Consider the following 26571-nt stretch of genomic DNA (forward strand, 5'->3'; position numbering starts at 1 on the left):
ACCCGGTCGACGCCGACAACGCCGTCGGCGTCGCCCGGCACACCGGCTTGAGCGGGGTTGTCATGCTGCCTCTCGGCGTTCGCCGGGCCGATGCGGACTTCCACGGAGGCGGGCTGCGCCACCGCCCCAGTTCCCGCAAGGACCTGTGCAAGAGGCCACGTGGACAGGGAAAACGCAACTTCGACATGGCGCGCGGAGGCAGCTACGTTCATCTGGTCTTCGGTGATCGCCCACGGTCGCACGGGGGTTCCTTCAGGCTGGGCCACCGCGACGGGACGAGCCGTTCGCGCCCCACGAACCCTCGCCCCCATCCGTACGCCGCCGAACCGGATCCACGCCAGGCAGCCCCAACCAGGGAGAGACGCATGCCCCATCTTGCTCTGTACACATTCGGCGTCCTGAAGTCACCTCTCGCCGATCCCGCACCCCTCACGCTCGAGTTCTACGAGATGGGTGAGGCCGTCTACCGGAAGATGAGTCAGCACCCCGGATACCTCGCGCGTGCTGAAGCGGCAGACGGTGACCAGGGCGAGCTCTTCGAGGCGGACTGGGGCGCATGGGGAGAGTTCGCCGCACCGACTTGGTACGGCAAGGGCCGTACGCCGGAAACCACCGCCCTGGCCGCGTCCCTGTCGCTCTGGACCGACCTGCGCCCCGCCTTCGACGCCGTCTACACCGGTATGCACCGTGCGGCGCTGAACAGGCGTTACGACTGGTTCGAGAGGTCAGCGCACCCGAATTACGTGTTCTGGTGGGTCTCCGACGGCGTGATACCCACCTGGCGGGAAGGGGTTTCCAGGCTGGAGCACCTCCACGACCACGGCTCCGCGCCGTACGCCTTCACCTTCCACGACTCGTTCACCCCGGACGGAACTCCGACCAGGACCAAAGGCATCGGGCCGAAGAGCGACCACGTTCGCTGACGAGGAAGCCTGAACGACTGGATTCGCTGTCGAACGCCTCGATCGAATGACGGCGAACACAACCCGCCGGGCCGGTGTTCAGGACCAGGCACGCAGCTTGTTCTTTAACCTCGGGCCGGTACAGAGTGCTCGCCGGAAAATGCGATGCGTGGTCACAGCACTGTGGTCAGACTCGCGGTCATGACTGTGAACATCACCCGTATCAACCCCGAGCAGCTGCATGAGACGCCCGGCTATCACCACATCACCGTGGTGGAGAGCGGCCGCACCGCCTATCTGGCCGGGCAGTGCCCGCTTGATCAGAGCGGTGACCTCGTCGGTTCCGGTTCCTTGGAGATGCAAGTCGACCAGGTTGTCGCGAACGCGCTTGCTGCCCTGTCGGCGGTGAGTGCTCGGCCGTACCACGTGGTGCGGTCGGTGATCTACGTGCGGAGCGACGACAGAGATCTTCTGGGAGTCGCGTGGCGTCGGCTCACCGACTCTGCCCTCGGGCCGGCGTTCACCACCGCCAGCACGCTCCTGGGCGTCGCACAACTGGGCTTCTCGGGACAGCTCATCGAGGTGGATCTCACCGTGGCACTGCCGGACTGAGTCTCCTCATGTCAGGCTTCGAACGCGTCTCGAACCGGGTAGCCCACCTGGGCATACGCCGGACGCTGGGGCGGCCTTCGTCTGATCATGTGCTCCGTCATAGAGTGGATCAGCGCGAAGGCCGTGGTCGTGAGTCTGGTGTATCAGGGTGTCCTGCGGGATGCGTTCGCGGAAGTGTCACACTTCCGGTCGGAGCTGTACGCGTGTCTGACCGCGAGGGGCGACGCGTTGTTCGAGGTGTGCGACGCGCTGCTGTGCACGGACGGGCCGGTGCGGACGCTGGTTGATCTCGCGCTCGCGCCCGAACACCGTCGCGGTCACGGGGCGCTGTACGGCGGCCTCAACCATGGCCGGATCGATATCGCCCGGCTGCGCCGGGCCCTGGCCAAGGTGCCGTTGCCCAGGGCGGCGGACGTTCGGCTCGTGCTGGCGGTGGATGTCTCGCCATGGCTGCGACCGGACGCCAACACGTGTGCGACCGGGCCTCTTGCCACACGTTCGGCCGGGGTGAGGGAAAGCACCAGATGGTGCCCGGCTGGCCCTACTCGGTGGTGGCCGCGTTGGAGAGAGGCCGCACGTCCTGGACGGCGGTGCTGGACTCGGTCCGTCTGGAGCCCGGTGCCGACGTCGCCGGAGTGACCACGGTGCAGATCCGTGAGGTCGTCGAGCGGCTGATGGCCGCCGGCCAGTGAAGGCCGACGCCTTCCCGCGAAGAGTTCCTCCCGGCCAACCCCAAGGGCGGCCGACCGCCCAAGCACGGCGCCCAGCTGCGGCTGGCCCGCCCGCTGGCGACCGACCTCCGCAGGCCCTGGGAGAAGCCGGCCGAGCCGAAAAGACTGACACCCGCACACGTCCGCAGAGGTTGTGGTCCGGCCGCGGCTGGCAGATCTACAAGCGCGACATGGCCACCGGCGACCTCACCGGGGACCACCGCCCCGATCTGCTGGCCCGTGACCACGCCGGCGGCCTGTGGCTCTACACCGGCATCGGAAGCGTCAGCATGCCCTTCAACACGCGGGTCAAGGTCGGCTCCGGCTGGGGGATGTACGACCAACTGGCCGGCGCCGGCGCCGGCCTCGGCCACGTCCTCACCCGCACTCTCACCGGCGAACTGTGGTTCCACAAGGGATCCGGCAGCGCCACCGCCCCGCTCAAGCCCCGCGTCAAGGTCGGCACCGGCTGGAACACGTACAACGTGATCAGCGGCCCGAACGACGTCGACGGCGACGGGACGGGCGACCTGATCGGTCGCAGCGGCGACGGCAAGCAGTACTTCTACAAGTCGATCCGCGGCGGCAAGTTCGCCGCCCCCACCTACTACGGCTGCGGGTGGGAACGGAACAAGTTCATGGTCGGCGCCGGTACCACGCGGCTCTACGGCAAGGCACAGAACCTCGGAACCCAGACGAACAACGCGCTCGTCGGTGCGGGCGACTGCTCCGGCGACGGGCGGGCCGACCTGCTCGCCCGGGGCACCTCCGGCGGGCTGTTCCTCTTCAAGGGCACGGGCACGGCCACCGCGCCGTTCGCCGCCCGCGAGCAGGTCGGCAGCGGCTTCGGCCAGTACGACAAGCTGTTCGTCGCGGGTGACATCGACGGCGACAGCAAGAGCGACCTGCTCGCGCGTCTGCCCAACGGCGAGGTGTATCGCTACACCTCGACGGGCAGCGCCCGCACCGCGACCTTCGCCGCCCGGGTGAAGTTCGGCTCCGGTTGGAACATCTACAAGAACCTCATCTGAGCCCGCGGCCGCCTGGTCGCGAAGCAGCCACAGCACGGGCCGGATGCCCGTTCGGGTGCGCGACGGGCGGATCGCCGACCACCGCGCCACCCGTCCCGCTGGGCCACTTGCCTGACGTCGTGGCCCTGTCAGGTCCGCCGGGGACCCGTCTTCCCGCACACTCGGTGCTCGTGGGCCGGGCGGCCGGGTCCGGTCCTCACCGGGCGAGGAGCACCGCGTGGATCTGCATCTCAAGGACAAGGTGGCGGTGGTCACCGGAGCGAGCAAGGGCATCGGCCTGGCGATCACCAGGGCGCTGGCCGACGAGGGCGCCCGGGTGGTCGCCGCCGCCCGTTCGGTGGGCGGCCCGCTGACCGAACTGGCGGCCGGCGGGCGGGTCCGGCCCGTCGCGGTCGACCTGACCACCCTGGACGGCCCGGCGCGCCCGGTACAGGAAGCGGTCGAGGCGTTCGGCGGGCTCGACATCCTCGTCAACAACGTCGGCGCCGTCAGCCCGCGGCTGGACGGCTTCCTGTCGGTCACCGACGAGGACTGGACCTGGGGCCTGACCATCAACTTCCTCACGGCCGTCCGTACCACTCGGGCCGCCCTTCCGCACCTCATCGAGCGCGGAGCGGCGTCCATCGTCAACGTCAGCTCGGTCAACGCCTTCCTGCCCGACCCCGGAGTGATCGACTACTGCGCGGCGAAGGCGGCGCTTACCAACTTCTCGAAAGCGCTGTCCAAGGAATTCGGCCCGCGCGGCGTACGCGTCAACACCATCAGCCCCGGCCCGGTCGAAACGGACCTGTGGCTCGGGGACCGGGGTGTGGCCGCCACGCTCGCGGGCGAGTCGGGGAACACCCCGGACGAGGTCGTCGCGAGGACCGCCGCCCAGCTCGTCACCGGCCGCTTCACGCGCGCCGAGGAGGTCGCCGACCTCGTCCTGCTGCTGGCCTCGGACCGGGCGGGCAACGCCACGGGTTCCGACCACACCATTGACGGAGGCCTGATCACGACGCTCTGATCACGACGCTCTGATCCGGCTCCCCGGGATGCGCGGCGCCAACAGCGCCTGCGCGACGGATCGTCCTGTTCTCGTGGCCCGGCAGGCACTCCGTCCAGCGCCCGCGATGCCCCCGGCCGCCACGCCCTGCGCGGCGCGGCCCGGGCCCGGGGCGGATCGGTGCGGGCGCCGGCCACACGCTGATGCGCGCCGACGATGGTGGAGTCGACCGAGATGTCCCAGTCGACCTCGCCCTCCGGCCTCGGCTGCGGCCTGCACCTGCTGGACCAGGCGTTCCCGGGGGCCGTAGGCCGACGGCTGCCACCGCCCGTCGGGTCCGCCTGCCGACGAAGCGCTCACACCGGCCGACTGAACTGCCCGGCCGCACATTCATCGAACCCGCTTGTAACGTTCGGCCGTTCGGCGGCACTGACAGGTATGAGCCATGAAGACCTGCGTGCGGTGTTCCTCAACTGCACGCTGAAGAACAGCCCGGAGCGGAGCCGTACGCAGGGCCTGATCGACCTCGGCCGGCGGATCACGGAGAAGCAGGGCGCGCAGGTAGAGCACCCGCGGCCGACCGACCGTGAGATCGCCACCGGGGTGTGGCCGGACACGACCGAGCACGGCTGGGAGCGCGACGCGTGGCCGTCGAACCACCAGCGGGCGATGGCCGCCGACATCCTCGCCATCGCCGGGCCGATCCGGCAGCACACGCGTGCTCGGGGAGGGCACGTGGCCGTCTGAGCACCGGCAACGAGGACGGCGCCAGGCACCGCGCCGTGAACGTCCTCCACAACGACTTCACCAACCAGAACGCCACGTTCATGACGTGGAACCCGCTCCACATGGCCCGGCTGCTCAAGGACGCCGGCTGCCGCTCCGACTTCGACAACCCGGAAACCGCTGCCATCAGCACCGAAAGGCTGAGAATCATGACTGTTGAGACCGTCGAGACCGTTCCCACCTGCGCCTACCCGGGCTGCACCCACGCGCCCGAGCCGAAGGCTCCCGGCGCGGAGGGACCGGCCTCCCGCTACTGCGACCACCCCGACCACAACGCGCTCGGCGCGTTCCGGAAGTTCCGCGCCAAGCGGCAGCAGCGCAAGGAGGACAAGCGCGCGGCGAGCGAGGCCAAGAAGGCGGCCAAGGAGGAGGCGAAGGGGGCTGGCCAGGCCGGATCGCAGGTCGCGGGACAGTCGTGGCCCACCTCCGTCGTACCCGGGGCCGAGGTCGTGCCCCAGGAGCACGGACCCACCCCCGTCCCGGCCCCGGCCCCGGCCCCGGCCCCTGAGGAAGCCGTGCACGGTGAGATGGGCTCGATGGAGGAGGCCATGGAGGCCATCGAGGCCATCGAGGCGATGGAGGCCATGGAAGTCATGGGCTCCATGGCGATGGCCGATTGTGGCGACGGCGCCCACTCCCGCGACACCGTCGTCGCGCTCATCAAGCAGCTCTCCGCCGATCTCCCCGCCTACATCGAGGAGTTGGCGATCATCACCGACTCCGCGGCGGCCGAGGCCCGCATCGAGACGGTCACCCGCGCCTCCGCTCAGCGCATCCTCGCCGCCGAGGAGCGCGCCACCCTCGCCGAGGAGGCGGCCGACATGGCCGTCGCCGCGCTCGACGCCGCGACCGAGAAGTTCGCCGAGGAGACCACAGCGATCCGCGAGGAGGCTGCGCACAAGGTCGCCGACGCCGAGTTCATTCGGGCCGAGCTGGAGCGTTACCGCGAGCGCGTCGGCATGCTCGAAGTCCGGCTCGACGCCGTACGCGACGAGGCCGACGAGCTGCGCCGCGCCCGCGTGGCCGCTCCCGCGGCCACGAGCTCCCCGGCCACCCCTGCTGCGCAGGCGCACCCCGCCGAGAACTGCTGAAGCCCGTAGACGGACCGGAGCGGCGGACGTTCATCCGTAACGTTCGCCGCTCTTCCCCTCTCTGAATACCCAGGGCCCAGTGCCCGGGGCGCCGAGGCAGTCGCCGATGCCGCCTCCGCGCCCACGAACACCCGAGAAGAAACGGAAACCCTCATGTGCCGTAGCAAGCGCCGCAGCGCCCTCTGGATCACCACCGCCGCCGTCGTCGTCGTGGCAGCCGTCGGGTTGTACCTCTTCCAGCCCTGGAAGCTGTTCACCACGGACCGCGTGGACGAGGCGCCTCCCGCTGCGGCCGCCGGCCGGCAGGCGGGCCCGGTCAAGCAGCTGGCGAACGGGGCGTTCATCTCGCACGAGCACGAGACCAGCGGCTCGGTCGAGATCCAGCAGCTCGCCGACGGGAAGGCGACCCTGCGCCTGACGAACCTGCGCACCTCCGACGGCCCGGCCCTGCACGTGTGGCTCAGCGACCAGCCGGTCAACAAGTCCGGCGGCGGCAACCTCGACGACGGCAAGCACATCGACCTCGGCGACCTCAAGGGCAACGAGGGCAACCAGAACTATGCGATCCCCGCCGGCACCGACCTGAACAAGTTCTCCACGGTGACCATCTGGTGCGAGCGCTTCAGCGTCTCCTTCGGCGCGGCCGAGCTGAAGCAGCGCACCTGACGGAGCCGGGTCGGACGCACAAGCCGAGGAGCGGGTGGCATGGCGCCACCCGCTCCTCGGCTTTCCCGATCCTCCTGGCCGTGTTGTTCGGGCGAGTTGGTGACGCGGCTGGCGGGTGTTCGGCCTTGGATGCCGGTGTGGCGTCGGTGGTAGGGCCGTTCCTGGAGCGGGATGCGGTCGAAGAGTTCGACCGTGCCGTTGGTCTGCGGGCGCCAGGGCCGGGTCCAGCGCGGTTGGATGCCCGGGGCCGGGGAGGTCTGGGCGACAGGTGATCTTGTTGTAACGTTCAGCAGCCCGGCCAGTGGGCCCGGTTCGAGCAGTTGCTGCCGACGGGCATCAAGCCGGGGCGTCCGCAGGTGTGGACGCGGCGGCAGCTGATGGACGGCATACGGAGGCGGACCCGGACCGGCGCTCCCTGGCGGGACGTGCCCGAACGCCACGGGGCCGTGGGACCGGGTCTACGACCTGTTCCGCCGCTGGCAGCGAGACGGGACCTTTGCTCGTGTGGCCCCATGCCGATCCTGCGTACACGGTGTGCGGCGGCTTTGGCGCGCTGCTCGCTTCAGTGGCCATCGGCTCTTTCGCACCCCCATCAGCCCGCCGAAGGGACGACGAGGTCGTACGGTGACGACGACAGTGGGGCTCTCCCGCCTCACGGTGAGCGGGCCGGGTTCCGGCACCCGTGACGCGGGCGTGCTCGGAGCCGGCGTCCGGGTCCTGGGCGGAGCGCACCTGGATCTGAGCCACGCGGCGGTGTCCCAGATCAAGGACACGCCCATCGCCCGATGTGGCATCGGTGCGACTGGTAGCGGCACCGTGTCGACGAAGACCTTGGGAGACCCGATCCAGAAGTTCGAGGCCCCCGGGTTCACCTAGACGGTGATCACCAAGCCGTAGCCGCCGGCTGGGCGATCCCAGGCCTACGGCCGGGAGCCGGCACGTACACCCTCCGCCCCCGCTGCAGAGCCCGAACCAGCCCCGAACCAGCCCCGAACCAGCCCCGAACCGACCCCGTGGGCCGGTCACATGACCGGCCGGACACGTCCTGGAGCGACAGTGCTGGTCACAGCCATCAATGAATGGCTGTGACCAGCACTGTCACAACGGGCCCTGGCCCACAGCCGCTACGACACCAGGATCGGGACGAGCAGTGCCACGCACGTGGTCAGGCTCCACAGCGCGGGCGCCGTGCTCAGCGTCTGCTCGTGACGCGCCGCCGCCCGCGCCGCGGCCGCCTCGCTTCGGGACTGGTGCCACGGGCCGACCCGCTCCTCCAACCGCTGGTAGACCAGGCCGAGTACGGCGCCGTAGGCGAGGTGGCCGACGAGCGAGGGGAAGGAGTCGGCCAGCGCGGCGGCGTCCCACCGGGGTGCCTCGCCGAGCAGTACCGGAAGCAGCGTCAGATTGCCCAGGACCCACCAGAGGAAGCCGAACGACACCCCCCAGCCGATTCCCGAGGCCGGGTCGAAGCTGCGTCGGCGGAAGAAGACCGCGTACGTGACCCCTACGACCTGCGAGATCAGCAGGTGGATGACGAGGCCCACGGCCTCGGACTCCGAGCCGACCAGGGTGGCGACGGTCGGCAGGAAACCCACGGCGACCATGACCCCGGTGAAGATGGCGCCTCCGGCCAGGCCGGCGATGACGCCGTGCCAGACCGAGATCACCCGCCCCCCGGCCAGGCGCCCTTCCAGCGCGTGCCGTACGTCGTCCGCGAACAGCGCCCGGGACAGGCCGCCCAGCCAGCCGGTGAGCAGGGCCGTGCCGGCGCCCAGCAGCAGGAAGCCGGGCAGGGACACCACCGCGGTACGCACTGCGTCCGGCGTCCACTCCAGGCCCCGGCCGGCCAGCAGCGGCGCGACCGTCACCGAGGCGAGCACCCACCACGCGAAGCCGAAGGCGGCGCCGCGCACCAGGGCCGGGCCACCGCCCTCGCCGGGGTCACCGAAGATCACGGCGTACGAGGCGCCGAGCACCACCCCGACGATCAGCCCGCTCCAGCCGAGCCCGAGCACCGGGGCTACGACCAGCCCGGCGACCGACGCGCGCACGAGGATTCCGGGCCCGATCCGGCGCTCCCGGCGTGCCATCAGGGCGAGGACGGCGGCCGAGACGGCTCCGTACGCCAGGTGGCCGAGCAGGCTGGGGATCAGCGCCTGCGCCGTCGCCACGTCCCAGGCCACCGGCCTGCCGAGCAGGAGCGGTAGCAGCGTCAGCGGCCCGAGGAACCACCACAGCACGCCGTACGCGAGCCCCCAGAACAGAAGTTCCCGCTGGTGCGCCACGAGGAGCCCGAAGACGCCCCCGACGATCGCGGCGATGAGCAGGTGGACGGCGAAGCCCACGACGGACGAGTCGGTTCTGACGATGGCCGCGACGGTGGGCAGGAATCCGATCTGCACCATCACTCCGCCGAAGACCAGTCCTCCAGCGAGGCCGGCCACGGCCCCGAGTCCAGCGTTACGCATGACGGTCCTCCTTCTTCGAAACGGTCGTGGCGGTCGTGGCGGTCGAGGTGGTCGAGAGGGCGATGTCCCTGGGGAAGACGAGGTCGAGCGTCCAGTCGGCGAGGACCCGCAGCCGCTTCTCCACGCCGGGCAGCTTGCTCAGATAGACCCCGCGCCACAGGACCCAGGCGAGGAACCCGGAGACCCGCCGCCCGCCGATCTCGCCGGCGGCCGTACGGTGTCCCAGCGAGACCAGCACGCCGAGCCCGCCGAAGCGGAAGGGGACGGGACGGCGACCGCCGAGGACCGCGGCGATGTTCCGCGCCACCGCCCTGCCCTCGCGGATCGCGTGCTGCGCGGTCGGCGGGTAGAAGCCGCCCGCCGGGTCGGGGATCCGCGCGCAGTCGCCCAGCGCCCACAGCCCGGGCGCGCCGGGGACCTGCAGGGTGGGTTCCACCGCGACCGGACCCCCGGTCCCCTGCGCGACCTGCCGCACCAGCGGGTTCGGTCGGTTGCCCGCCGTCCAGGCCAGGGTGCGGGTGGGGATGGTCTCGCCGGAGTTCAGCGTGATGTCCTCGGCGGTGGCCCTGCTCACTCGCGCGCCGAGACGGAACTCGATGCCCCGCCCGCCGAGTTTGCGCTGTGCGTAGAGGCCGAGCTCGGGCGACAGCTCCGGCAGCAGCCGTTCCCCTGCGTGCACGATCACGAACCTGGGCCGCAGCCCGTGCAGGCGCGGATAGAGGTGGAGCACGTCATGGACGAGGTCGAAGAGTTCGGCCACCAGCTCCGTACCGGCGAATCCGCCGCCCGCCACCACGAACGTCAACAACCGGGCCTGCTCGGCCGGGTCCGGCTCCAGATCGGCCCGCTCCAGTGCGCCCAGGACCTGGTTGCGCAGCGCCGTCGCGTCCTCCACGGACTTCATCGGGAAGGCGTGCTCGGCCACTCCCGGCAGGTCGAAGAAGTGCGGCACCCCGCCGACCGCGAGGACCAGATGGTCGTACGGGACGCGGAGCATCCCCTCCTTGCCGGCGGAGACGTACGCGCTGCGCGCCTGTGTGTCGATGGAGGCCACCCGCCCGTGCAGGAAGGAGGCGTGGTCGAGCCCGACACGCACCGGGGCGCTGACGTGCCTGGCCTCCACCGTGCTGGAGGCGACGCCGACGAGGAGCGGGGTGAAGAGCAGGAAGTTCGAGTCGCTGATCAGCGTCACATGGGCGTCGAGCCCACGGCCGATCCGCCGGTCCAGTTCGCGCGCGGCCCCGACCCCGCCGAAGCCACCACCGACGATGACCACATGGGGCTTGGCCCGCCGGGGCGCCGGGCGCGCCGGGCGCGGCGGGAGCCAGGTTGACAGGGCATGGAACACGAGCCCGGTGATCGCGCCGAACAGGGCGGCCCCGACGAGCTCGGGGAAGCGCGCCACGGCCACCGCGATCGTCCACGACGGAGTGTCCCCCTCGAGGACGGGGGCGAGGGTGAGGGTCCATGTGACCCAGTCGAGCAGGCCGATGAGCAGACCGACGGAGAAGGCTGAGCCGTTGCTCTGCCGGTGCTCGCCGAAGAGGAGGACGAGCACGGCTCCCAGCACCGCCGTGTGCCCGGCCCACTGGATCCACGGCGGGTCCGTCGCGAGCGCGAGGACCGCGCCACCGGGCAGTGCGGCGACGACGCCGAACAAGAGTCTTCTGAGCAGAGTCATGCATGTTCAGAGCGGGCGCGGCGCACGAGCGTTACACGTCGCGCTGCCAGTCCTGGAAGGCGGCGAGCAGGTGCTGCCGGGCGTCCGACGAGATGCCGTCCGGGGTCAGTTCGCCCGTGGTGGCGATCGTCTGACGGAACTGGTCGAGGTAGTTCTCGCACCCGGAGCACTCTGCCAGGTGATCGATGAAGCGCAGCTCGTCGCCTTCGGACAACGCGCCGTCGAGGAACTCGGTCACGAGCTCCACGAAGTCGTTGCAGTTCACGCGCGTCCCCTCCCGCTTGCGACGTCATTGGCACCGGACATGTACGACTCCAGCTTACGGCGCAGCAGTGCCCTGGCCCGATGGAGGAGCACACGCTGGTTCCCGGGCGAGATCTCGAGGAGTGAGCACACCTCGTCGGAGCCGTACCCGTCGACGTCGCGCAGGGTGATCACGGTACGGAGGCGGGGCGGGAGCTCGTCGATGGCCTTCGCGATCACCTCGCGGACCTCGCCGCGCAGCACGTGGTCCTCGGGGATGTGCCAGGGGCTCGGTTCCTGCCCGGCGACCCAGTGTCCGGCGTACTGCTCGCCGGGGGCACGGAAGCGCTCGGCCTCGACGGTGGGCCCTTCCTCCTCCGGCAGCAGGCTGGCGAAGGGAACGGTCCTGCTCTCCTTCGTGCCGCGCGCCTTGGCGGTGTTGACGAGGATCCGGTACACCCAGGTCTTCAGGGACGCCCGGCCCTCGAAGCCGTTGATGCCCTTGATGACCGCCAGCCAGGTCTCCTGGACGGCTTCCTCGGCGGAGTCCTTGGTCGACACGAACGACATGGCGAGCCGGAGCATGCCGCCCGACCAGGAGTCCAGGACCAGGGCGAACGTCTCCTCGTCACCGTCGCGGAGGCGCTGCACCAGGACCTCCTCCGGTGGCAGCTCGCGTGGGCCCGCCATTCTTCTCTCCTTGCAGGACGTCGACTGGAAGCTCCACCCTAGGGCAGCGGGGCAGGTGCGGACGTCCGGGGGTGGGTTCGTTCACTTCTCGGTAAGAACCTTCACGGCCGACGGCCGCTGAGGTCAGTCGCGCGGCAAGCTCCTGAACGCCTTGAGGAGTTGAACGCGTGCCGCGGCGGGCAGGCTCGGGCCGGGCAGCGAGCCCGCGATCGCGACCGTCTTACGGAACTGGTCGAGGTACGTCTCGCAGCCGTCGCACCGCGCCAGGTGCACGAGACAACTCAGCTCGGTCGGCTCGCCCATGGAGCCGTCGAGGAACTCGGTCACGAGCTCCACGAACTCGACACAGTTCATGACACCTGCCTGTTCTCATGCGGACGGACGGACGGACGGACGATGGATCGGTCAGACGGACGATGGCTGGGTCGGACGGCTCCTCGCCGGCTCATTCCGGTGAGGAGTCGACACCTATCATGCTCCTGTCGCGGCGCCGAACCGCGGGGCGGGGCGTCGAGCAGCTCCGCGCGGACTGCGCGGCGTCGCCGGCGAGGAACACGCTGCCCGCCGCGCACCGGTCCGCCACCCTTTTGGCGGCGTGCCTCGGCTCAGCCCACGTCCGGCAGGCGCACCTGAAGGTTGCCGTCGCCGTCGGTGCGGGTGGCGAAGGTCGGCTGCGGGGCGGTGGCCGGTCCGCCCACGTTCCAGCCGTCGGAGAGGCGGAAGACGCTGCCGTGCCAGGGGCAGGTCACGCAGCCGTCGGCGACCTCGCCCTGCGAGAGGGGGCCGGAGAAGTGGCTGCACCGGTCGGCCAGGACGTGGAAGACGTCCTCGGATTCGCGTACCACCAGCACCGGCACCTCGCCGACCATCCGGCGTACCCCCTCGCCCGTGACGAACTCCTCGACGGGCCCGAGCGTGTGCCAGCCGGGCGCCACCAGGTGGGGGACGGACACGGTCTTGTTCGCACCGGCGGCCTGCCGGAAGGCGAGGTGGCCGCCGAGAGCGGCCCCGGTGCCGACCGCCGCCAGTCCCGCCAAGCCGAGCGCGCGCCCCATCCCGTTTCGGCCGCGTGAGCGCACGGCCCACGACGCGCCGTACAGCCCCACCGCGGTGGCGATAGATGCCGCGTGCAGCAGGCCGGTGCGCAACTGCTCCTCCTGCTGCTCGGCCCAGTCGACCCAGCCGGTCCACGCCGCCGGGGCGGCGGTGACGACGCCGACCGCGACAAGCAGGCGCGCGGCACGCTCCGAGCCCGGCACGAGGTCGAGGACGCCTGCGGAGATCCACGCGCCGACCGGAATCTGGACCAGGGCCGGATGCAGCGGGTGGCCCAGGGGGCGACCGTGCAGCACTCCGCGCAGCCGGCCCAGCGGCAGGGCCTTGATGGCGCGCTTCAGCGGCTCGGTGACCGTGTCGAGTTCCTCGGCGCCGGCCACGGCGTCGAGCACCTTCAGAGTCCGTACGCCGATGCCGTCGCTGTCGGCGCCGTCCGGTCGGGCGGCGGCCGTGATTCGGGCGATGAGGGTTGCCATGGGGTTCACGCTGCCCGCATTCCCGTACCGGTGCGGTGCGGGCTGAGCCGGACGGCGTAGCCGGCGCCGAACGGAACCGAAGAGGCGAGCCCGGGAGGGCTCATGCCTGCCACGGACGACGTAGACCGGACGGGAACCGCGGAGAGGGGAGGGGGAGGGGAGGGGAGGGGAGGGGAGGGGAGGAGGAGACGGCTCCCATCCGTCGGTCATCCCCACGGCCTCCACCGGCGGCGACTGCAGAACGCCACGGTGATGCAGTCCTCCGGTAGCGACCCGGTCACTGGTGAGGTCTTCGTCCTCCAGGTGATCGAGGGCGGCCTCAGGCTCCCGGGCGAGTCCGTGACTGGACGACGCCGCTGGCCCGGATCGCCCAGCCGGACGCGAACGGCGTCTCCCAGGGGTACGCCTCCCTCGGCGGCGTCCTGTACATGCTGGTCGGCCAGGGCTACTCGGCCACGCTCAAGCCACCCGGCAACACGTACCTGACCGCCGTGGACCGGGCCACCGGGCGAGCGGCTCGGTGACCTGCAACCTCGCCGTCGACACGAAGATCGCCACGCTGCCGGCCGGTCTCCGCCGGGCGGCAACAGCGGAAACCCGATCACCTGGGTGCAGTTCGATTCCGTCCAGACGATCTGGCGCTGAGAGCGGCGAGCACCGGTCCGCGCGCGGGCGTCGCTCCACGTGTCCTCCGCCGCCACCACCACCACGGACTGCGGCGGTGGCGGCGGAGGAGACGTTCCCCGGTGCGCGGTGCCGCTAAGGGGCCAGCAGGTAGGCGTTGCTGATGGTTTCGGTCATCGTGCTGCCCGCCTTGTCCTTCAGGTCGACACGGAACGACACGGCCTTGGCGGTCTTCGGGTGGGCCGGACTGACCGAGCGGTTGCCCCCGGCGTCCGTGGTGACCGGCAGCGCCGTCCAGGTCTTGCCGTTGTCGTACGACACCTTCACCGTCAGCGACGCCAGCGCGCCCGGCGCGGCGGCGGCACCGGCCACGTGCAGCGGCACCTTCAGGGTGGTGCCCGCCTTGCCGGTGACCGACGAGGACAGGACCGGGGACAGCCGCACGGTGGACAGCGGGAGCCGGACCGGATCAGAGCCCTTCGGCCGGGCCGACGCGAACGTCCAGGCCACCGAAATCCCGGTGCTGGTGGCCGTGTCCTTCGTGGACCGGCTCGCGTGCATGCTCAGCCGGTACGTCGCCGCTTCCGCCGGTACTGCGGCGTCCAGCCAGCCCACCGCACCGGAAGCGGCGATCACGGTCCCGTTGCGTTCCAGGAGCGTCTCGCCGCCGGTGGTCATGGAGTGGCCCGCATGCCCCCAGCCGTCGTTGAAAAGCTGCACCGAGGCGACGATGTCGTTGCCGACACGCTGCGCGCCCTGGTCCTGCTCGGCGTTCAGATCGGGGCCGACCACCCCGGTGTTGAACCACTGGGAGTGCGTCTTTCCCGCGGCGTGCGCCTTCGGGGCGGTGGTGAAGCCGATCCGGGGCTCGCCCGTGGCGTCCAGCTGCTGCGCCGTCCAGATCCAGCGCAGGTCGGCCGCCGCGTTGACGTACTGGGTGGTGGTCCGGGGGAGGGTCACCGGGGTCGGCACCGGGCTGCCGATGGAGAAGCCCGACAGGTCTACGGGGATCCCGGTGAGCGTGCCCTTGGTCTTGGCCACCGAGGCCGCGATACCGGTCTTGACCTCGGCGACCTCGGCCCTGCCGAGGCGGCGGTCCAGCCCGGTGAACCAGCTGCCCGCGGAGTTGAACGCGAGCCGGTATTCGGTTCCCCCCGGCGCCTGCCACACACCGCTGTACTGGGCCTTCAGGTCAGGGGTCGGCGGCCCGAGATGGGCGGTGCGCAGGTGCGTTCCGATACCGTCGTTCCAGGAGCCGCCGAAATCGGAGCGCGAGGCCTGGTACCCGATGGTGTACCCGGTGAGCCTGGCGGCCGGGTCGGGAGGCGTGACGGTGACCGGCTTGGCTCGGCGGGCGTCCAGGGCGACCGTGGTGGCCCGGTCCAGCTTCAGCACCGGCTGGACGAAGGCGGAGACCTCCTCACCGTCACCGAACACCGAACCCTCCACTGCGTACGTGCCCTTGGGCAGACGCAGCCGGAAGGTGCCGTCGGCGTTCAGGGTGGCTTCGCGCCGCTCGGAGGTGACCGGGTCGTACACGGAGGACGCGTAGAAGCCCGCGGCCTCGCCCTTCAGGTCGGTGTGCCGGAGGGTGAGGTCGTACGACTCGACCTCGCGGACCACGACCAGTCCGGTGCGGACGGCCTGCCCACCGCCGGAAGCGAGGACGGTGCCGCCGTAGGCCCCGTCGACCGTGCCGAGCTTCGTGTTCACGGTGACGGAGGTCTTCGCGGTGCCACCCGCCGGAACGGTCAGGTGGGCGTCCTTCACGGTGAACATGCCGGCCGGGGCCGGCCGGCCCTTCTCGTCGACGGCCGCGGCGGACAGGGAGAGGGTGACCGGCTTGGCGCCGAGGTTGCGGTAGGTGAGTGTCTTGGTGACCGGCTTGTCGTCGGAGTGCGGCCAGGACTGGGTGCCGAAGGACAGCGAGCCCGGCTCGCTGACCAGGCTCGCCGTGAGGGCGCGGGCGATGTCGACCCGCCCGGAACCCTGCTGGTGGGCGTGCAGCTTCGGATGGGGCTTCGCGGAGGCGGTCAGCGCCTGCTTGACCTGCTGCCCGCTCCACGACGGATGCTGCTGCATCAGGATCGCCGCGGCGCCCGCCGCGTGCGGGGCCGCCATCGAGGTACCGGACATGGCCGTGTAGCCGTTGCCGGGGCCGTCCGACAGATGACTGCTGCGGGCGGCCGTGATGTCCGTGCCGGGGGCCGTCAGGTCGGGTTTGACCGGACCGGCCAGCGACGGACCCTGACTGGAGTCGTCGGCGAGCGCCTCCTGCTTGGTGACGTTGCCGACGGTCAGGGCCTGCGGGGCGCCGCCCGGCGAGGTGAGCGTTCCGGGCCCCGGACCGAGGTTGCCGGCGCTCGCGACGAACAGGGCCTTGCCGGACAGGCGGGCCACGGCCTCGTCCATCGGCCGGTAGCCCTCCTCCCGCGCGCCCAGGCTCATGTTGACCACCCTGGCGCCCTGGTCGACGGCCCACTGCATGCCCGCGAGGATCCAGGACTCCTGGCCCGGCCCGTCGTTGCCGAGCACCTTCGCGTCGATGATCTGCACGCCCGGAGCCACGCCCCGGTACTTGCCGCCGGACTTGGCGCCCGAGCCGGCCAGGATGGAGGCGACGTGCGTGCCGTGGCCGTAGAAGTCCCTGGCGTCGTCCCAGGTGGTGAAGTTCTTCTCGGCCGTCTCGACACCCTTGAGGTCCGGGTGGGTCTGGTCCACACCGGTGTCGAGGACGGCGACCTTGACGCCCTTGCCGGTGAAGCCGGCCTTCACGGCGGCCGGAGTGCCGATCTGCGTGGTGCTCCTGTCCAGGGCCGGGTACACCTTGGCGTCGAGCCAGATCCGGCTCACGGCCGGGGCGGCGGCTGCGAACGGCCGCTTGCCGCCGGTGTCCGGACCGGCCGCGGTGAGCGCCGACCACAGGGCCGTCGTACCGGACTTGGCCGCGTCGAAGGCCTCACCGCCGATGGCGGGCAGGGCGCGCCGGTCCCGGGCGACGCCGGGAAGCCCGCCGAGCGGATCCGCGCCCCCGGCGGAAGGAACGGGGGAGCCGCCCGGGCCGGGCACCTGCCGGTAGCCGACGATCAGCGGGATCGAGCCGCGGTGCGCGTCGTCGTACTTGTCCGCGACCAGCTGGGTGACGTCGAACAGCCGCCGGTCCAGGGTGTCTTCGGAGATCATCCGCAGGGCGTCCCGCGGCACCACATGGGTGTGGCCGGCGCTGCGGCGCACCGAGACCGGTACGGATTCCCGCCCGGCCCCGCGTATCACCCGGACCACGCCGCCGTCGGAGCCGAGGACCACCCGGTCGCCGGTGATCAGAGTGACGGTCCTGCCCGTCCCGTCCGGGGCCGTGCGTATCCCGGCACCCGGCATGTCGGGCGCTCGCGCCGCTGCTGCCGCTCCCGCTGCTCCGGCCGCGCCAACGGCGAACGGCCCGGCGGCGGTCACGACCGCCGCGAGGACCGCGACGACCGCGGCCCGTGATGTCGTTCTCAACTCAACTCGTCTCTGTACATGTCCGGATGAGGCCGTACGAGCCAAGCCCCGCCTGTCACGCATGCGAGACCTACCTGTGGGACTTGACCGATACACGACAGTGTGTCAACGGTCGCCCCACGAACCCGGTCGAGGACCCGGCAGCGGCGTGTCGGCCACCACACCGGCCACAAGGTCGGATCCGCACCGGTCGTGACACCGCGGTGCCGGCCGCGGCCGCCGGGTTCGTGGGGCGGCCATTGACGGCGGCAGCCATGACGGGCCATGGCCGGACGACCGGACAACCAGGGTGAGGACGTGCGCGGCCCGCTCCGGGGCACCATGTACGCCTACGCCGAAGCGAGGTGCGACGGGTGGCGCGTTCCGCGCCGTGCACCGGAGGGTAGTTGTGCGAAACGCTACCGGGGCAGCTGGTCGAGAACACCGGCCCTGTGCGGTTCTCCAGGCGCTGACGGCCCGCTGCCCGTACCGTCTACTCCCGGCTCTCAGCCGAAGATGTCCAGGACATCCGTCCAGGAGCCGTCGCCCCCGGCGGAGCGGGCCCGCATCGGGCGCGGCTCCGGATAGGTCTCTGCCGCGGCCCTCGCCCGTACGATGTCCGGCCCGCCGCACGCCGCGACCGCGAAGGCGCCGAAAACCTTGGCGAAGGCGGCCGGGTCGCGAAACTCCACGCCGAACGCCCGGCCGGTCCGCAACGGTACCCACACCACCCGGTCGAACCGTGCCCATTCCAGCACCGCCTGGTCGTCCGCGGTCGACCGCCCCTCCAGCCACAGCCGCGCCACGTGCAACAGGTTCACCTCCTCCATCGGCAGCCGCTTCCGCCGTATGCGCAGTTCGCACGTCGTCAGCGTGACTCGCTGGTCCTTCTTCGGATACCAGACGACGCCGATCCCGAACGGCACCCACAGCAGGATCCCGATCATCGGCCAGACCAGACCGTCGCCCCACGATCGGAGCAGCCCGCCGTCCAGCAGGTACAGGGCCCCGAAGACCAGAACCCACTTCGCCGTCATCCGCCAGAACCCGGTGCCCTGCCGGTACAGGACCCGCCGTTTCCCCGTCATCGTCATGCCCTCACGCTAGCCGCCGTTCCGCAGCTCCCTACGAAGCCGGATGCCGGTGCACAGGCGCCAAGGACGCGTCACGGGGGCATCGGGCGCCCAATTGCCCACCGGGACCCGGTACATCACACCACCTCTGCGACGGATAGCATCACGTGCTCCAGCCCTCCCCCCAAGTCCCTGGAGTCCCCCCATGAACCACACCTCTGGCTTTCCCCTCTCCCGTCGCGGCCTCATACGCACCGGTGTCGGCGCTTCGCTCGCCGCGCTCGGGCTCGGCGCCGGCGCACAGACCGCTCTGGCCGATGTGACCGCGACGAAGCGGTTCGACCTCACGCAGCCGTCGTACGACCTGTTCCGGTCCAAGAACACGCACGGTCCGCGGGTCCAGCAGAGCTTCGCCTTCGACTGGGTGAACAAGTACCTCTTCATCGCGACCAAGAGGGACGACAGCCCCGAGTCCGCCGGCGACCTGTGCATCAACAAGATGGACTTCGACGGGAACTACATTTCGTACATGCACCTCAACGGCTTCGGCCACGGCGTCGCCTTCGCCGCGCTGCCGAGCGGTTCCGGCACCGAGCTGTGGATCGAGTGCGCCGCGAACACCAAGGGGTACGGCACCGCGCTCGCCCCCGTCCTTTACACCGCCAACACCACCCTGGGCTCGCCGGCCGCCGCGGCCGCGTATCAGCCGATCGCCGGGGCCACCGAGTACACCTGTTCCGTCGACCCGGTCTACCGGCGCATGATCGTGCGTTACCACACCAGTGCCGGCAAGCGCATCGCCGTATACCCCCTCTCCGCTTTCGAGACGCGCAGCTTCGGCGCGCCGCTGGTCGACTTCGAGCAGCCGACGATCCCCGGCACTCCGCAGGGCTACACCCTCTACGGCTCGTACATGTACTACCTGACGGGTGACGCGTACCCCGGCGACGGCACCCCCACCGGCGACGGCAACTCCTACGTCACCAGCATCGACATCAACACGGGCACCGTGAAGCAGGGCCCCGTCCTCACCAAGGCCGGTTCCACCCTCCACCACCGCGAGCCCGAAGGCCTGGCGATCTACCGCACAGACGCCGGCGAGGCCCGCCTCTTCATCGGCTTCGCCACCGGCGTCGAGGGCGACCGGCGCTCCAGCATCTTCTACAAGAACGCGCTGGTCTGAGACATGTCCGCCCGGCGGCCGTCGTCGGCCGCCGGGCTCGACCCGGTCAGACGCCCCAGGCAACCGCCGGCCGCCCGATCGAGGGTGGTCGCCGGGCGATGACGCCCGAGTGCGGGTGAGGCCGGCTGTGGGGGAGATCGGCGGTGGTCGCCCGTGAGGAGAGGCCGGCGGGGAGCGACCACTCCGCGGACGGTCGGACGCTGATGCGACGGCAGCGGAAGGGGCAGGCCACACCGCCCCGGCTGCTGCCCCAGGACTCGCTCAGCAGGTCCAGGAGCTCGAGGCCGCGGCCGCCCTCGGCACGGAGGTCCGTGGTGCGGCGTACAGGGCTGGCGTCGCAGGTGTCCTCCACCTCGCACACCAGCCGGTCATCCGCCGCCCGCAGGTTGAGCCGGACGGGCCCCGCGCGTGCCGCAGCGCGTTGGTGACCACTTCACTGACGAGGAGTTCGGCGGCGTCGGTGAGCTCGTCCGGATCGCCGAGCTCACTCAGGCCCGATTCGCCCAGGCAGGGCCCGGCCCACCGAGGCGAGGTCCCGTTTCAGGGGCCAGGAGGCCTTCCGGTCGGTCGCCCGGGCGGCGGGCGCGCACAGCGGGCGCAGGGGCTCCAGGCCGCGCGCCCAGAGGCCCACGTTTCAGGTGAGCCACGAGGCCGAGGCGTTTGCGCAGGCCGGCAGGCCGCTTCGGGCCCCGTAGGCGACGAGGTACTCGCGGCCCCGCGCCACGCATGCCGCAACAGACCGGCCAGTCCCCGGACGTCCGCACCGCCAGGGCCCCGCAGCACCCCCGCCCGGGTGACAACGCAGTGTCACCGCGCCGCTTCCGCGCTCACAGCAAGCCGCTGTGCGAGGTTGGGCGCCGACCCGAGCCGGAGCGGAAGGACCGACACCGTGGTTCCGGACATCAGACGTGGCTTCGCCGCGGCGGCACTGCTGACAGCCCTGACCATGACGGCGACGGCGTGCGGGGGAGCCGACCCCGAGCCCGTCCCGACCCGTGGCACCACGACCACCGAGCGGGACTCCGGGGCGTCCCGGACCGCGCCGGCGGACGAGGACCTGGGCAAGGTCTTCCCCGGCACAGACGGAGGCTCCGGTGGTGGCGCGACGGTCGCCGTGCCGAGGGCAGAGCTGGACGAGCCGGCCGGAGGCACCATGGAGCTCGCCAACGACCAGCAGGTGCCCCTGACCGTCCGGCCGCTGCAGGCCACCACCGGCAGCGGGGAGCTCTCGATCGTCGAGGACGGCTGTACCGGCGTCACCCTTCAGCCCCAGGAGACGTGCAGCGTCCGGGTCAGCCACATCGCCCGCGAACCCGGCCCGTGGACGGGGACGGTCATCGCTCCGACCGCCGAGGGGCCCGTGTTCTCGGTGACCCTGACCGGTGAGGCCGTCGAGGCCGCACCGGAGACGACCTCCGGCCCCCCGACGCCTGAGACCCACGACACCCCTGAGACCCCCGAAGACACCCCGGCAACCCCCGACGACACCGTGGAACCCCCCGACGAGACCCCCGACACACCCGTCGAGACCGGAACCCCCACACCCCAGCCCGGGCTCACCTGACAGAGGCCTTCAACTGCACCCGGACCGTGCCGTCGTCGTCCGGGAGCACGACCGTCACGGTGTTCTCGTACCCGCCGTAGTAGGGGACGAGGTAGAAGCGGGTCGGGGTCTTCACCAGGAGGCGAAAGCCTCTGTACTGATAGCGGTAGGGCCCGGCGCCGGTGCCCAGGTCCTTGAACTCGATGTCCTTGGCGTGGTGGACGAGCGGCAGGCGCGAATGGACTTCCACGGCCGGGTTCCGCCTCATGCCGCCGTTCGCGTCCGCGGTGGCCTGGTCCTTGCCCGCCATCGCCGCGTACCTGGACACGCCGTAGAACAGGCTCAACGTCAGCATCCCCAGGAGCAATGCCCCTGCGACGAGCCACAGCCGGTCGGCGTGGCGGACCTGAGGGTTCCGTCGCCCGGGGCCGTGGTGCCCGAGGCGCACCTGGATGGCGAAGAAGGCCAGGCTGGCTCCCAGGGCCACCACGAGCGCGGGCAGCAGCCCGCGCGGCCAGCCCGAGGGGAGGAAGACGAGCAGGTCATCCCGGAAGAACACGGGGTAGCCCCCGACCACCCCCAGGAGCAGCCCCACCGCCAGCAGCGCGCGGTACGCCGTGCGGCGCCGCGCCTCGTTCTCCGGGCGGGCCAGGGCGTGCCCGAGCCGGCCGAGCCCGAGCAGGACGACGAGCCCGCAGACGAGCAGCATCCAGACCGGGAAGAAGAGGGCCTGAGGGCTGCCCGCGAGGACGGCTTGAACGGAGATGGACAGGTCGCTGACCGGGACGCCGAACGCGCGGTAGTAGGCCTCGTTGTACTGGTTGCCGAAGTAGTAGAGCAGCCCGAGGACGACGGTTCCGGGTGCCGCGACGTACGCCACCTTGTCCAGGAACGACCACGTGTCAGGGGCCGACGGTTGCCGCTGCGGCTTCACGGGCATGCGCTCATTCTGTCTGCCTGTCCCGGGGCCTGCACGTCATGCTCGTCCGCCTGCCCGATGCGGCCTGGGTGCTCCACTTCATGTATGAACACGAGGTTGGGCCGACCGGTATGTCGTTCGGCGAATACCAGCGGGCCGTGGCGGCCGACGGCGCCGACGTCATCCCGGGCCTCGACCCCGCGGAGGTGTTCGACTCCCTCGTCGGCGAGCAGCCGGGACCTCGGTGGCGTCGGCTGCGATGTCTGAGCTCGCGCATCGGATCGGCGACCCGACCGTGCCCGAGGGGAGGTTTCCGTGCCACACCTCCTTCCCCTCGATCCCGACGGCCCGCTGGCCGGTCGGGATCCGGGCACCGGCCGAAGGCCACGTGGATCGAGCTGACTGGGACCGCCTGATCGACGTCCTCGCCGAGCACAGCCCACAGGGCGCCGACACCACCTGCCTCGCCTACTACAACCCGCTCCTCCACGGAGCAGAGGACTTCGACAGCCTGCGCATCCGGACCGGATCACTCGCGGACGCGAAGGTGCTCTACGACCATCCCGACGAGGACCGCTGGACCCCGTCCAACCTCTGGCCCCGTGACCGGTCCTGGGTCCTGGGTCCTGTGCTCCGACTACGACCTCTGGGCCACCAAGGTGGCCGGCCCCCGAGCACTCGTCGAGGCCCTCCTCGACGACGCGGAGATCGAAGCCGTACGGCTTCCCTGGGCTACCTGAACCGCCCCTCAACGACCATTCGGGCCGGGGCTTCGGCCCTCCGCTGCGGCGCCGCACGGGCTCACGGGGTTTTCTGTTTTCCGGGCCCGTCCGGCCATCAGGCATCGGCGTACTGGGCGGCGTACTCCTCGCCGGGAGGGACGACGGTGATGACGTCGATCAGTACACCGTCGGGTGCGGCGACGATGAAGTGGCGCTGGCCGAACTCCTCCGTCCTCAGCGGCAACAGTTCGGGCAGGCCGGCCTCTGCCACGAGCCGCCGGTGCTCGGAGTCCACGTCGTCCACCTCGAAGTTCAGCAGCAGGCCGCCCTGGAGCGCAGTTCGGTGCCCTTCGGGGACGGTCGGATGGGCGTGGTCCAGGAGAGCCAGCTCGTACTGAGGGGCGTCGGGGCGGCGCAGGCTGACGTACCAGTCCGCCTCGAAGGTCACTTCGAACCCGAAGTGGCGGGTGTAGAAGTCGCGGGCGGCCGCGACGTCGCGGGTGGCGAGCACCGGGTAGAAGCCGTCGAGCTTGGTCGTGGGCGCAGCCGTACGTTCGTTCGTCATGGTAGAGGCCCTTCGGATCCATTTCGCATACCCAAGGTATGTGAACCGTGGGGCGTTAGCATACCTGGGGTATGCGAAATGGGAAGGGCGGTGCGTGTGCGATGGCGGTCAAGCGGGCTGCGCAACGAGAGGCCACGCGGCAGGCGTTGCTGGCCGAGGGGCAGCGGCGGTTCGCCGCCGATGGGTACCACCACGTCGTGCTCGCCGAGGTGGCGCGGGCCGCCGGGGTCACCAAGGGGGCCGCGTACCACCATTTCGACAGCAAGGCAGGGCTCTTCCGGGCCGTGGTCGTCGAGGTCCAGCAGCAACTGGGGAAGCAGGTCGCGGCCGCAGCCGAGCGGTACGAGGACCTCTGGGAGCAACTCCGGGCCGGCTGCCGGGCCTTCCTGGCCGCGGGGACCGACCCGGCGGTGCGGCAGATCCTGCTCGTCGACGCGCCGGCCGTGCTCGGCTGGGACGAGTGGCGGGCCCTGGACGAGGAATCCTCCGCCCGGCATCTCACGGAGGCAATGACGGCGCTCGCCGCGGCCGGGGTCATCGCCGATCAGCCGGTGGAACCCCTGGCCCGGATGCTCTCGGGAGCGATGAACGAGACCGCACTCTGGATCGCGCGGGGCGGGGACCCGCAGGCCGCGGAACAGGCGCTCGACCGGTTCCTGGCGGGGCTGCACACTCCGGCCTAGCCTCACCCGCAGACGCTCGGAGAGTCCGCCCGACCGCGGCTGGGGCGGTGTCCCACACCCGCGCGTCTCGTGCTGCGTGATCGTCCTTCGGGCTGCAGGGTGACTCGGGCGGGCAGGAGAAGGGCCGTTCCGGCCGGTGTTCAGCCGGTTGAGGTCGGGGATCGGGGGCAACGGTGTTCGCTCCACTGGGCTGTTGGGCGGGCCAGCTCCTCCGGCAACTGCACGATCCGCGTCGTGCCCGTGCCCATGGGTCCCGTACGCCGGCGGTCCCGCGGTGGCGAGCTGCTGGGCCTCGCCAGGCAGCTCACGTGGCGGTCCGGTCGACACCCGGGTCGGGGAGGCGGAGGATGGGTGGAGCGGCGCCTTTCGGATCAGTCCGGCGCCGTTGCTGCGCCACAGCCGTACATCCCTTGTCGTTGTCGCGCTGTGGCTGGAGGGATCACCCCCGGAGCGCTGGCGCGGCGATTTGCCCCGTGTTTCCGCGGCGCCCTCTACTCATCGTGAGGAGGACACCCATCATGGCCCGGTGCATCCGACGCAATGCCGTCATCTCGCTTGTCGCCTCATCGTTCCTCTTGGGGGCCACGGTCGTCGTAGCGCCTGCAGCCACCGCGACACCCGCTCCGGGGACGGGCATGGTCAAGACAGAGGTCAACGGGACGCGGGCACAAACCGTCAACGACGGTGAACCCGCTCAGCCGCGGGCCAGCATGAGGCCGCGGACGGGCGACGGCCCGCTTGAGGTCACCGAGGAGGGGCAGGGCATCGTCATGCGCGTACCACTCGAAGGCGGTGGTCGGCTCGTGGTCGAACTGACCCCGGACGAGGCAGATGCCCTCGCCGACGCACTCAAGTCACCAGCGGAAGAAGCCGAGCAACCGTAACGGCGGCCACCCCCTGCACTCAAGGCATCACCCACACGCGTGGGCAGGGGTAGAACTCGTGGTGCAGGGCGATGCCCAGACGAATGGCATGGTCTGCCTTCCGTACCCACTCGTCCAGAGTGGACCTCATGGAGGCGCCGTAGTCGGTTCCCGACCAGGCCGCCACGTTCAGGAAGACGATCGCCTGCTCTACCGACGCCTGGCCGGCTTCCACTGCCGCGGCAACGATTTCGGCGACGTCGTCGGCACCGTAGGCATCAATCAGGTGGTGCACACGGTCGAACAGCGCGTCAGGGAAGTCGCCGTCATCTCGTTCTGACACTTGCACGACACACAGCCGGTCAAGCGCCTCACCCACTGCTGACGTCGCCATCAGGCCCCCCGTTGCTCGCCACTCGGACGGACAGGAGCCGGGCCGGTCGCAGGGAGCCGCCCCTTCATGACGGCTACCCCGCAGTGATCCGAAAGAGACGGCCTGGTCGCGGTGTCGTCCGCAGCCGCGGACACCTCGTCCGAGGCGGTGACCACCACCACTACGATCCCTCGTGACGCGTCGCGCTGCCGGCGTCCGCGTCGGACTCCACCAACCCCCTCCTGGCGATCGGAAACGGCCTCATGTCTCCCCTTGTCCCCTGGGTACTCACGCTGGTCCTGACGCCGCTGGGGGCGGTCCTGGGCGCCGCGGCGTACATCAGGGCCCGCCGGACCCGGAGGCTGCTCCGGACGGGGACCCCCACCCGGGGCGTGGTCACCCGCCTCAAAGCCAGTCAGATGGGCAACGGCGACTCGGACTTCACGATCACCTTCCGCAGTACCGGAACGATCGTCTACGCACCGGTCATCGCCTGGACCACGGCCGACGGCCGCAGCATGGAGACCGAGGTCGACATCGCCCGCACCAGGGACAAGACACCGGCCGTCGGCACCCAGGTCGAGCTCCTCTACGACCCCGCGAATCCCGACCACTGGACGCGGGCAGGCGAATCCACCGGCCTGTGGTTGCTCTTCGCCGCGCTCGGTGCCCTCGTCGCGCTGACGGGTGTCGGCTTCTTCATCGGAGCCCTCCTCAACCAAATGCCCTGACCAGCCGGACACCGGCCGGGGGCCGGACCCGACACGGAACTTCGCCCGTGCCGGGAGGCTCGACGGGCTTCGGTGGCATCAACCATCACCAGGAACCGCGTGTCTGGCACCAGCTCCGGTTCACGCCGATGCACCGGCGTGAGGTCAGCTGCCTTGATGGCTGTTGACCTGGCCAGCTGCTCAAGGCCGGCACCGAGCCGAGCCTGTTACCAGGTGGGGCCTGAGTGCGGTTCCTCCGCAGCCATCCGCGCTTGCTGCTCCGCTATGCGGGCCTGGTGCGCGGCCTCCTGGGCGGCCTGGAACTCCGCGTGCTCGCGCTCCGCGCGCTGACGCATCTCCTCGGCGATGCGGATGTCGTCGTCACTCAGCGGCATGGTGCTCTCCCTCATCTCTGTGGGTGGTCACGGTCGTCGCG

25 protein-coding genes and 3 pseudogenes are annotated in these 26571 nt (G+C 70.9%); 15 read left to right on the plus strand and 13 right to left on the minus strand.

Annotation, left to right across the window (positions count from 1 at the left end; genetic code table 11):
• Nucleotides 1-365 precede the first annotated feature (365 nt).
• From AC067U_RS31465 to AC067U_RS31495, 7 genes and pseudogenes are all read left to right on the plus strand, one after another.
• Nucleotides 366-923 (plus strand): DUF3291 domain-containing protein, encoded by a 558-nt coding sequence (locus AC067U_RS31465; RefSeq protein WP_478833225.1) that lies wholly within the window; start codon nt 366-368, stop codon nt 921-923.
• A 180-nt stretch (nt 924-1103) separates the two neighbouring features.
• A complete protein-coding gene (locus AC067U_RS31470; protein WP_478833226.1) occupies nt 1104-1514 on the plus strand; it encodes a RidA family protein in 411 nt (136 codons plus the stop codon).
• 138 nt (nt 1515-1652) lie between these two features.
• A pseudogene (locus tag AC067U_RS31475) lies at nt 1653-2203 on the plus strand (transposase); the annotation flags it as partial.
• A gap of 212 nt (nt 2204-2415) precedes the next feature.
• Complete coding sequence (locus tag AC067U_RS31480; protein ID WP_478833227.1) at nt 2416-3255, plus strand: FG-GAP repeat domain-containing protein; 840 nt, start codon at nt 2416-2418, stop codon at nt 3253-3255.
• A 217-nt stretch (nt 3256-3472) separates the two neighbouring features.
• A complete protein-coding gene (locus AC067U_RS31485; RefSeq protein WP_478833228.1) occupies nt 3473-4261 on the plus strand; it encodes an SDR family NAD(P)-dependent oxidoreductase in 789 nt (262 codons plus the stop codon).
• 417 nt (nt 4262-4678) lie between these two features.
• Nucleotides 4679-5142 (plus strand): annotated as a pseudogene (locus tag AC067U_RS31490) (flavodoxin family protein); the annotation flags it as partial.
• A 1128-nt stretch (nt 5143-6270) separates the two neighbouring features.
• Nucleotides 6271-6783 carry a DM13 domain-containing protein gene (locus tag AC067U_RS31495; RefSeq protein ID WP_478833229.1) on the plus strand — a complete coding sequence of 171 codons (513 nt, stop codon included), beginning with the start codon at nt 6271-6273 and terminating at the stop codon, nt 6781-6783.
• A gap of 80 nt (nt 6784-6863) precedes the next feature.
• On the opposite strand, the pseudogene AC067U_RS31500 reads toward AC067U_RS31495, so the two are convergent.
• Nucleotides 6864-7022, minus strand: a pseudogene (locus AC067U_RS31500) (IS481 family transposase); the annotation flags it as partial.
• Nucleotides 7023-7139: 117 nt separating this feature from the next.
• On the opposite strand from AC067U_RS31500, the gene AC067U_RS31505 reads away from it, so the two are divergent.
• Nucleotides 7140-7469 carry a hypothetical protein gene (locus AC067U_RS31505; protein WP_478833230.1) on the plus strand — a complete coding sequence of 110 codons (330 nt, stop codon included), beginning with the start codon at nt 7140-7142 and terminating at the stop codon, nt 7467-7469.
• Entirely contained in the window at nt 7408-7659 is a 252-nt protein-coding gene (locus AC067U_RS31510) for a hypothetical protein (RefSeq protein ID WP_478833346.1), read from the plus strand. Before AC067U_RS31505 ends, AC067U_RS31510 begins: the two co-directional genes overlap by 62 nt.
• 248 nt (nt 7660-7907) lie before the next feature.
• Here the strand turns inward: AC067U_RS31510 and AC067U_RS31515 are convergent, their stop codons facing one another.
• The 8 genes from AC067U_RS31515 to AC067U_RS31550 all read right to left on the minus strand — a co-directional run bounded on the left by AC067U_RS31515 (nt 7908) and on the right by AC067U_RS31550 (nt 18595).
• Entirely contained in the window at nt 7908-9251 is a 1344-nt protein-coding gene (locus tag AC067U_RS31515; protein WP_478833231.1) for a DUF6789 family protein, read from the minus strand.
• Nucleotides 9244-10932 carry an NAD(P)/FAD-dependent oxidoreductase gene (locus AC067U_RS31520; protein WP_478833232.1) on the minus strand — a complete coding sequence of 563 codons (1689 nt, stop codon included), beginning with the start codon at nt 10930-10932 and terminating at the stop codon, nt 9244-9246. Before AC067U_RS31520 ends, AC067U_RS31515 begins: the two co-directional genes overlap by 8 nt.
• 31 nt (nt 10933-10963) lie before the next feature.
• Entirely contained in the window at nt 10964-11197 is a 234-nt protein-coding gene (locus tag AC067U_RS31525) for an anti-sigma factor family protein (protein WP_478833233.1), read from the minus strand.
• Entirely contained in the window at nt 11194-11865 is a 672-nt protein-coding gene (locus AC067U_RS31530) for an RNA polymerase sigma factor (RefSeq protein WP_478833234.1), read from the minus strand. Before AC067U_RS31530 ends, AC067U_RS31525 begins: the two co-directional genes overlap by 4 nt.
• A 123-nt stretch (nt 11866-11988) precedes the next feature.
• Nucleotides 11989-12219 carry an anti-sigma factor family protein gene (locus tag AC067U_RS31535; RefSeq protein WP_478833235.1) on the minus strand — a complete coding sequence of 77 codons (231 nt, stop codon included), beginning with the start codon at nt 12217-12219 and terminating at the stop codon, nt 11989-11991.
• Nucleotides 12220-12470: 251 nt separating this feature from the next.
• Nucleotides 12471-13397 (minus strand): Rieske (2Fe-2S) protein, encoded by a 927-nt coding sequence (locus tag AC067U_RS31540; RefSeq protein WP_478833236.1) that lies wholly within the window; start codon nt 13395-13397, stop codon nt 12471-12473.
• 759 nt (nt 13398-14156) lie between these two features.
• Nucleotides 14157-17522 (minus strand): S8 family serine peptidase, encoded by a 3366-nt coding sequence (locus AC067U_RS31545; protein ID WP_478833237.1) that lies wholly within the window; start codon nt 17520-17522, stop codon nt 14157-14159.
• Between the two features lie 485 nt (nt 17523-18007).
• Nucleotides 18008-18595, minus strand: a complete 588-nt coding sequence (locus AC067U_RS31550) for a hypothetical protein (RefSeq protein WP_478833238.1) — start codon at nt 18593-18595, stop codon at nt 18008-18010.
• A gap of 184 nt (nt 18596-18779) precedes the next feature.
• Between AC067U_RS31550 and AC067U_RS31555 the strand changes: the two genes are divergently transcribed.
• Nucleotides 18780-19757, plus strand: coding sequence for a phage baseplate protein (locus AC067U_RS31555; RefSeq protein WP_478833239.1), 978 nt, complete (start codon nt 18780-18782; stop codon nt 19755-19757).
• Between the two features lie 889 nt (nt 19758-20646).
• Nucleotides 20647-21321 carry a hypothetical protein gene (locus tag AC067U_RS31560; protein WP_478833240.1) on the plus strand — a complete coding sequence of 225 codons (675 nt, stop codon included), beginning with the start codon at nt 20647-20649 and terminating at the stop codon, nt 21319-21321.
• Here the strand turns inward: AC067U_RS31560 and AC067U_RS31565 are convergent.
• Nucleotides 21314-22240 carry a hypothetical protein gene (locus AC067U_RS31565; protein ID WP_478833241.1) on the minus strand — a complete coding sequence of 309 codons (927 nt, stop codon included), beginning with the start codon at nt 22238-22240 and terminating at the stop codon, nt 21314-21316. The two genes, AC067U_RS31560 and AC067U_RS31565, sit on opposite strands and share 8 nt — an antisense overlap.
• A gap of 581 nt (nt 22241-22821) precedes the next feature.
• Between AC067U_RS31565 and AC067U_RS31570 the strand changes: the two genes are divergently transcribed.
• Nucleotides 22822-22959, plus strand: a complete 138-nt coding sequence (locus AC067U_RS31570) for a hypothetical protein (protein ID WP_478833242.1) — start codon at nt 22822-22824, stop codon at nt 22957-22959.
• Between the two features lie 97 nt (nt 22960-23056).
• On the opposite strand, the gene AC067U_RS31575 is transcribed toward AC067U_RS31570, so the two are convergent.
• Nucleotides 23057-23506, minus strand: a complete 450-nt coding sequence (locus AC067U_RS31575; protein ID WP_478833243.1) for a VOC family protein — start codon at nt 23504-23506, stop codon at nt 23057-23059.
• 71 nt (nt 23507-23577) lie between these two features.
• On the opposite strand from AC067U_RS31575, the gene AC067U_RS31580 reads away from it, so the two are divergent.
• Both AC067U_RS31580 and AC067U_RS31585 read left to right on the plus strand, forming a co-directional pair.
• Entirely contained in the window at nt 23578-24189 is a 612-nt protein-coding gene (locus AC067U_RS31580; protein WP_478833244.1) for a TetR/AcrR family transcriptional regulator, read from the plus strand.
• Nucleotides 24190-24899: 710 nt separating this feature from the next.
• Nucleotides 24900-25073 (plus strand): DUF3117 domain-containing protein, encoded by a 174-nt coding sequence (locus AC067U_RS31585; RefSeq protein ID WP_478833342.1) that lies wholly within the window; start codon nt 24900-24902, stop codon nt 25071-25073.
• A gap of 19 nt (nt 25074-25092) precedes the next feature.
• Here AC067U_RS31585 and AC067U_RS31590 read toward each other — a convergent pair whose 3' ends face one another.
• Entirely contained in the window at nt 25093-25446 is a 354-nt protein-coding gene (locus tag AC067U_RS31590; RefSeq protein WP_478833245.1) for a hypothetical protein, read from the minus strand.
• A gap of 242 nt (nt 25447-25688) precedes the next feature.
• On the opposite strand from AC067U_RS31590, the gene AC067U_RS31595 reads away from it, so the two are divergent.
• Entirely contained in the window at nt 25689-26156 is a 468-nt protein-coding gene (locus AC067U_RS31595) for a DUF3592 domain-containing protein (RefSeq protein ID WP_478833246.1), read from the plus strand.
• Nucleotides 26157-26362: 206 nt separating this feature from the next.
• Here AC067U_RS31595 and AC067U_RS31600 read toward each other — a convergent pair whose 3' ends face one another.
• On the minus strand, nt 26363-26530 hold the full coding sequence (locus AC067U_RS31600) for a hypothetical protein (RefSeq protein ID WP_478833247.1): 168 nt from the start codon (nt 26528-26530) through the stop codon (nt 26363-26365).
• Nucleotides 26531-26571: the final 41 nt, after the last annotated feature.

It is taken from the genome of Streptomyces sp. NPDC043853 (genome assembly GCF_056436025.1).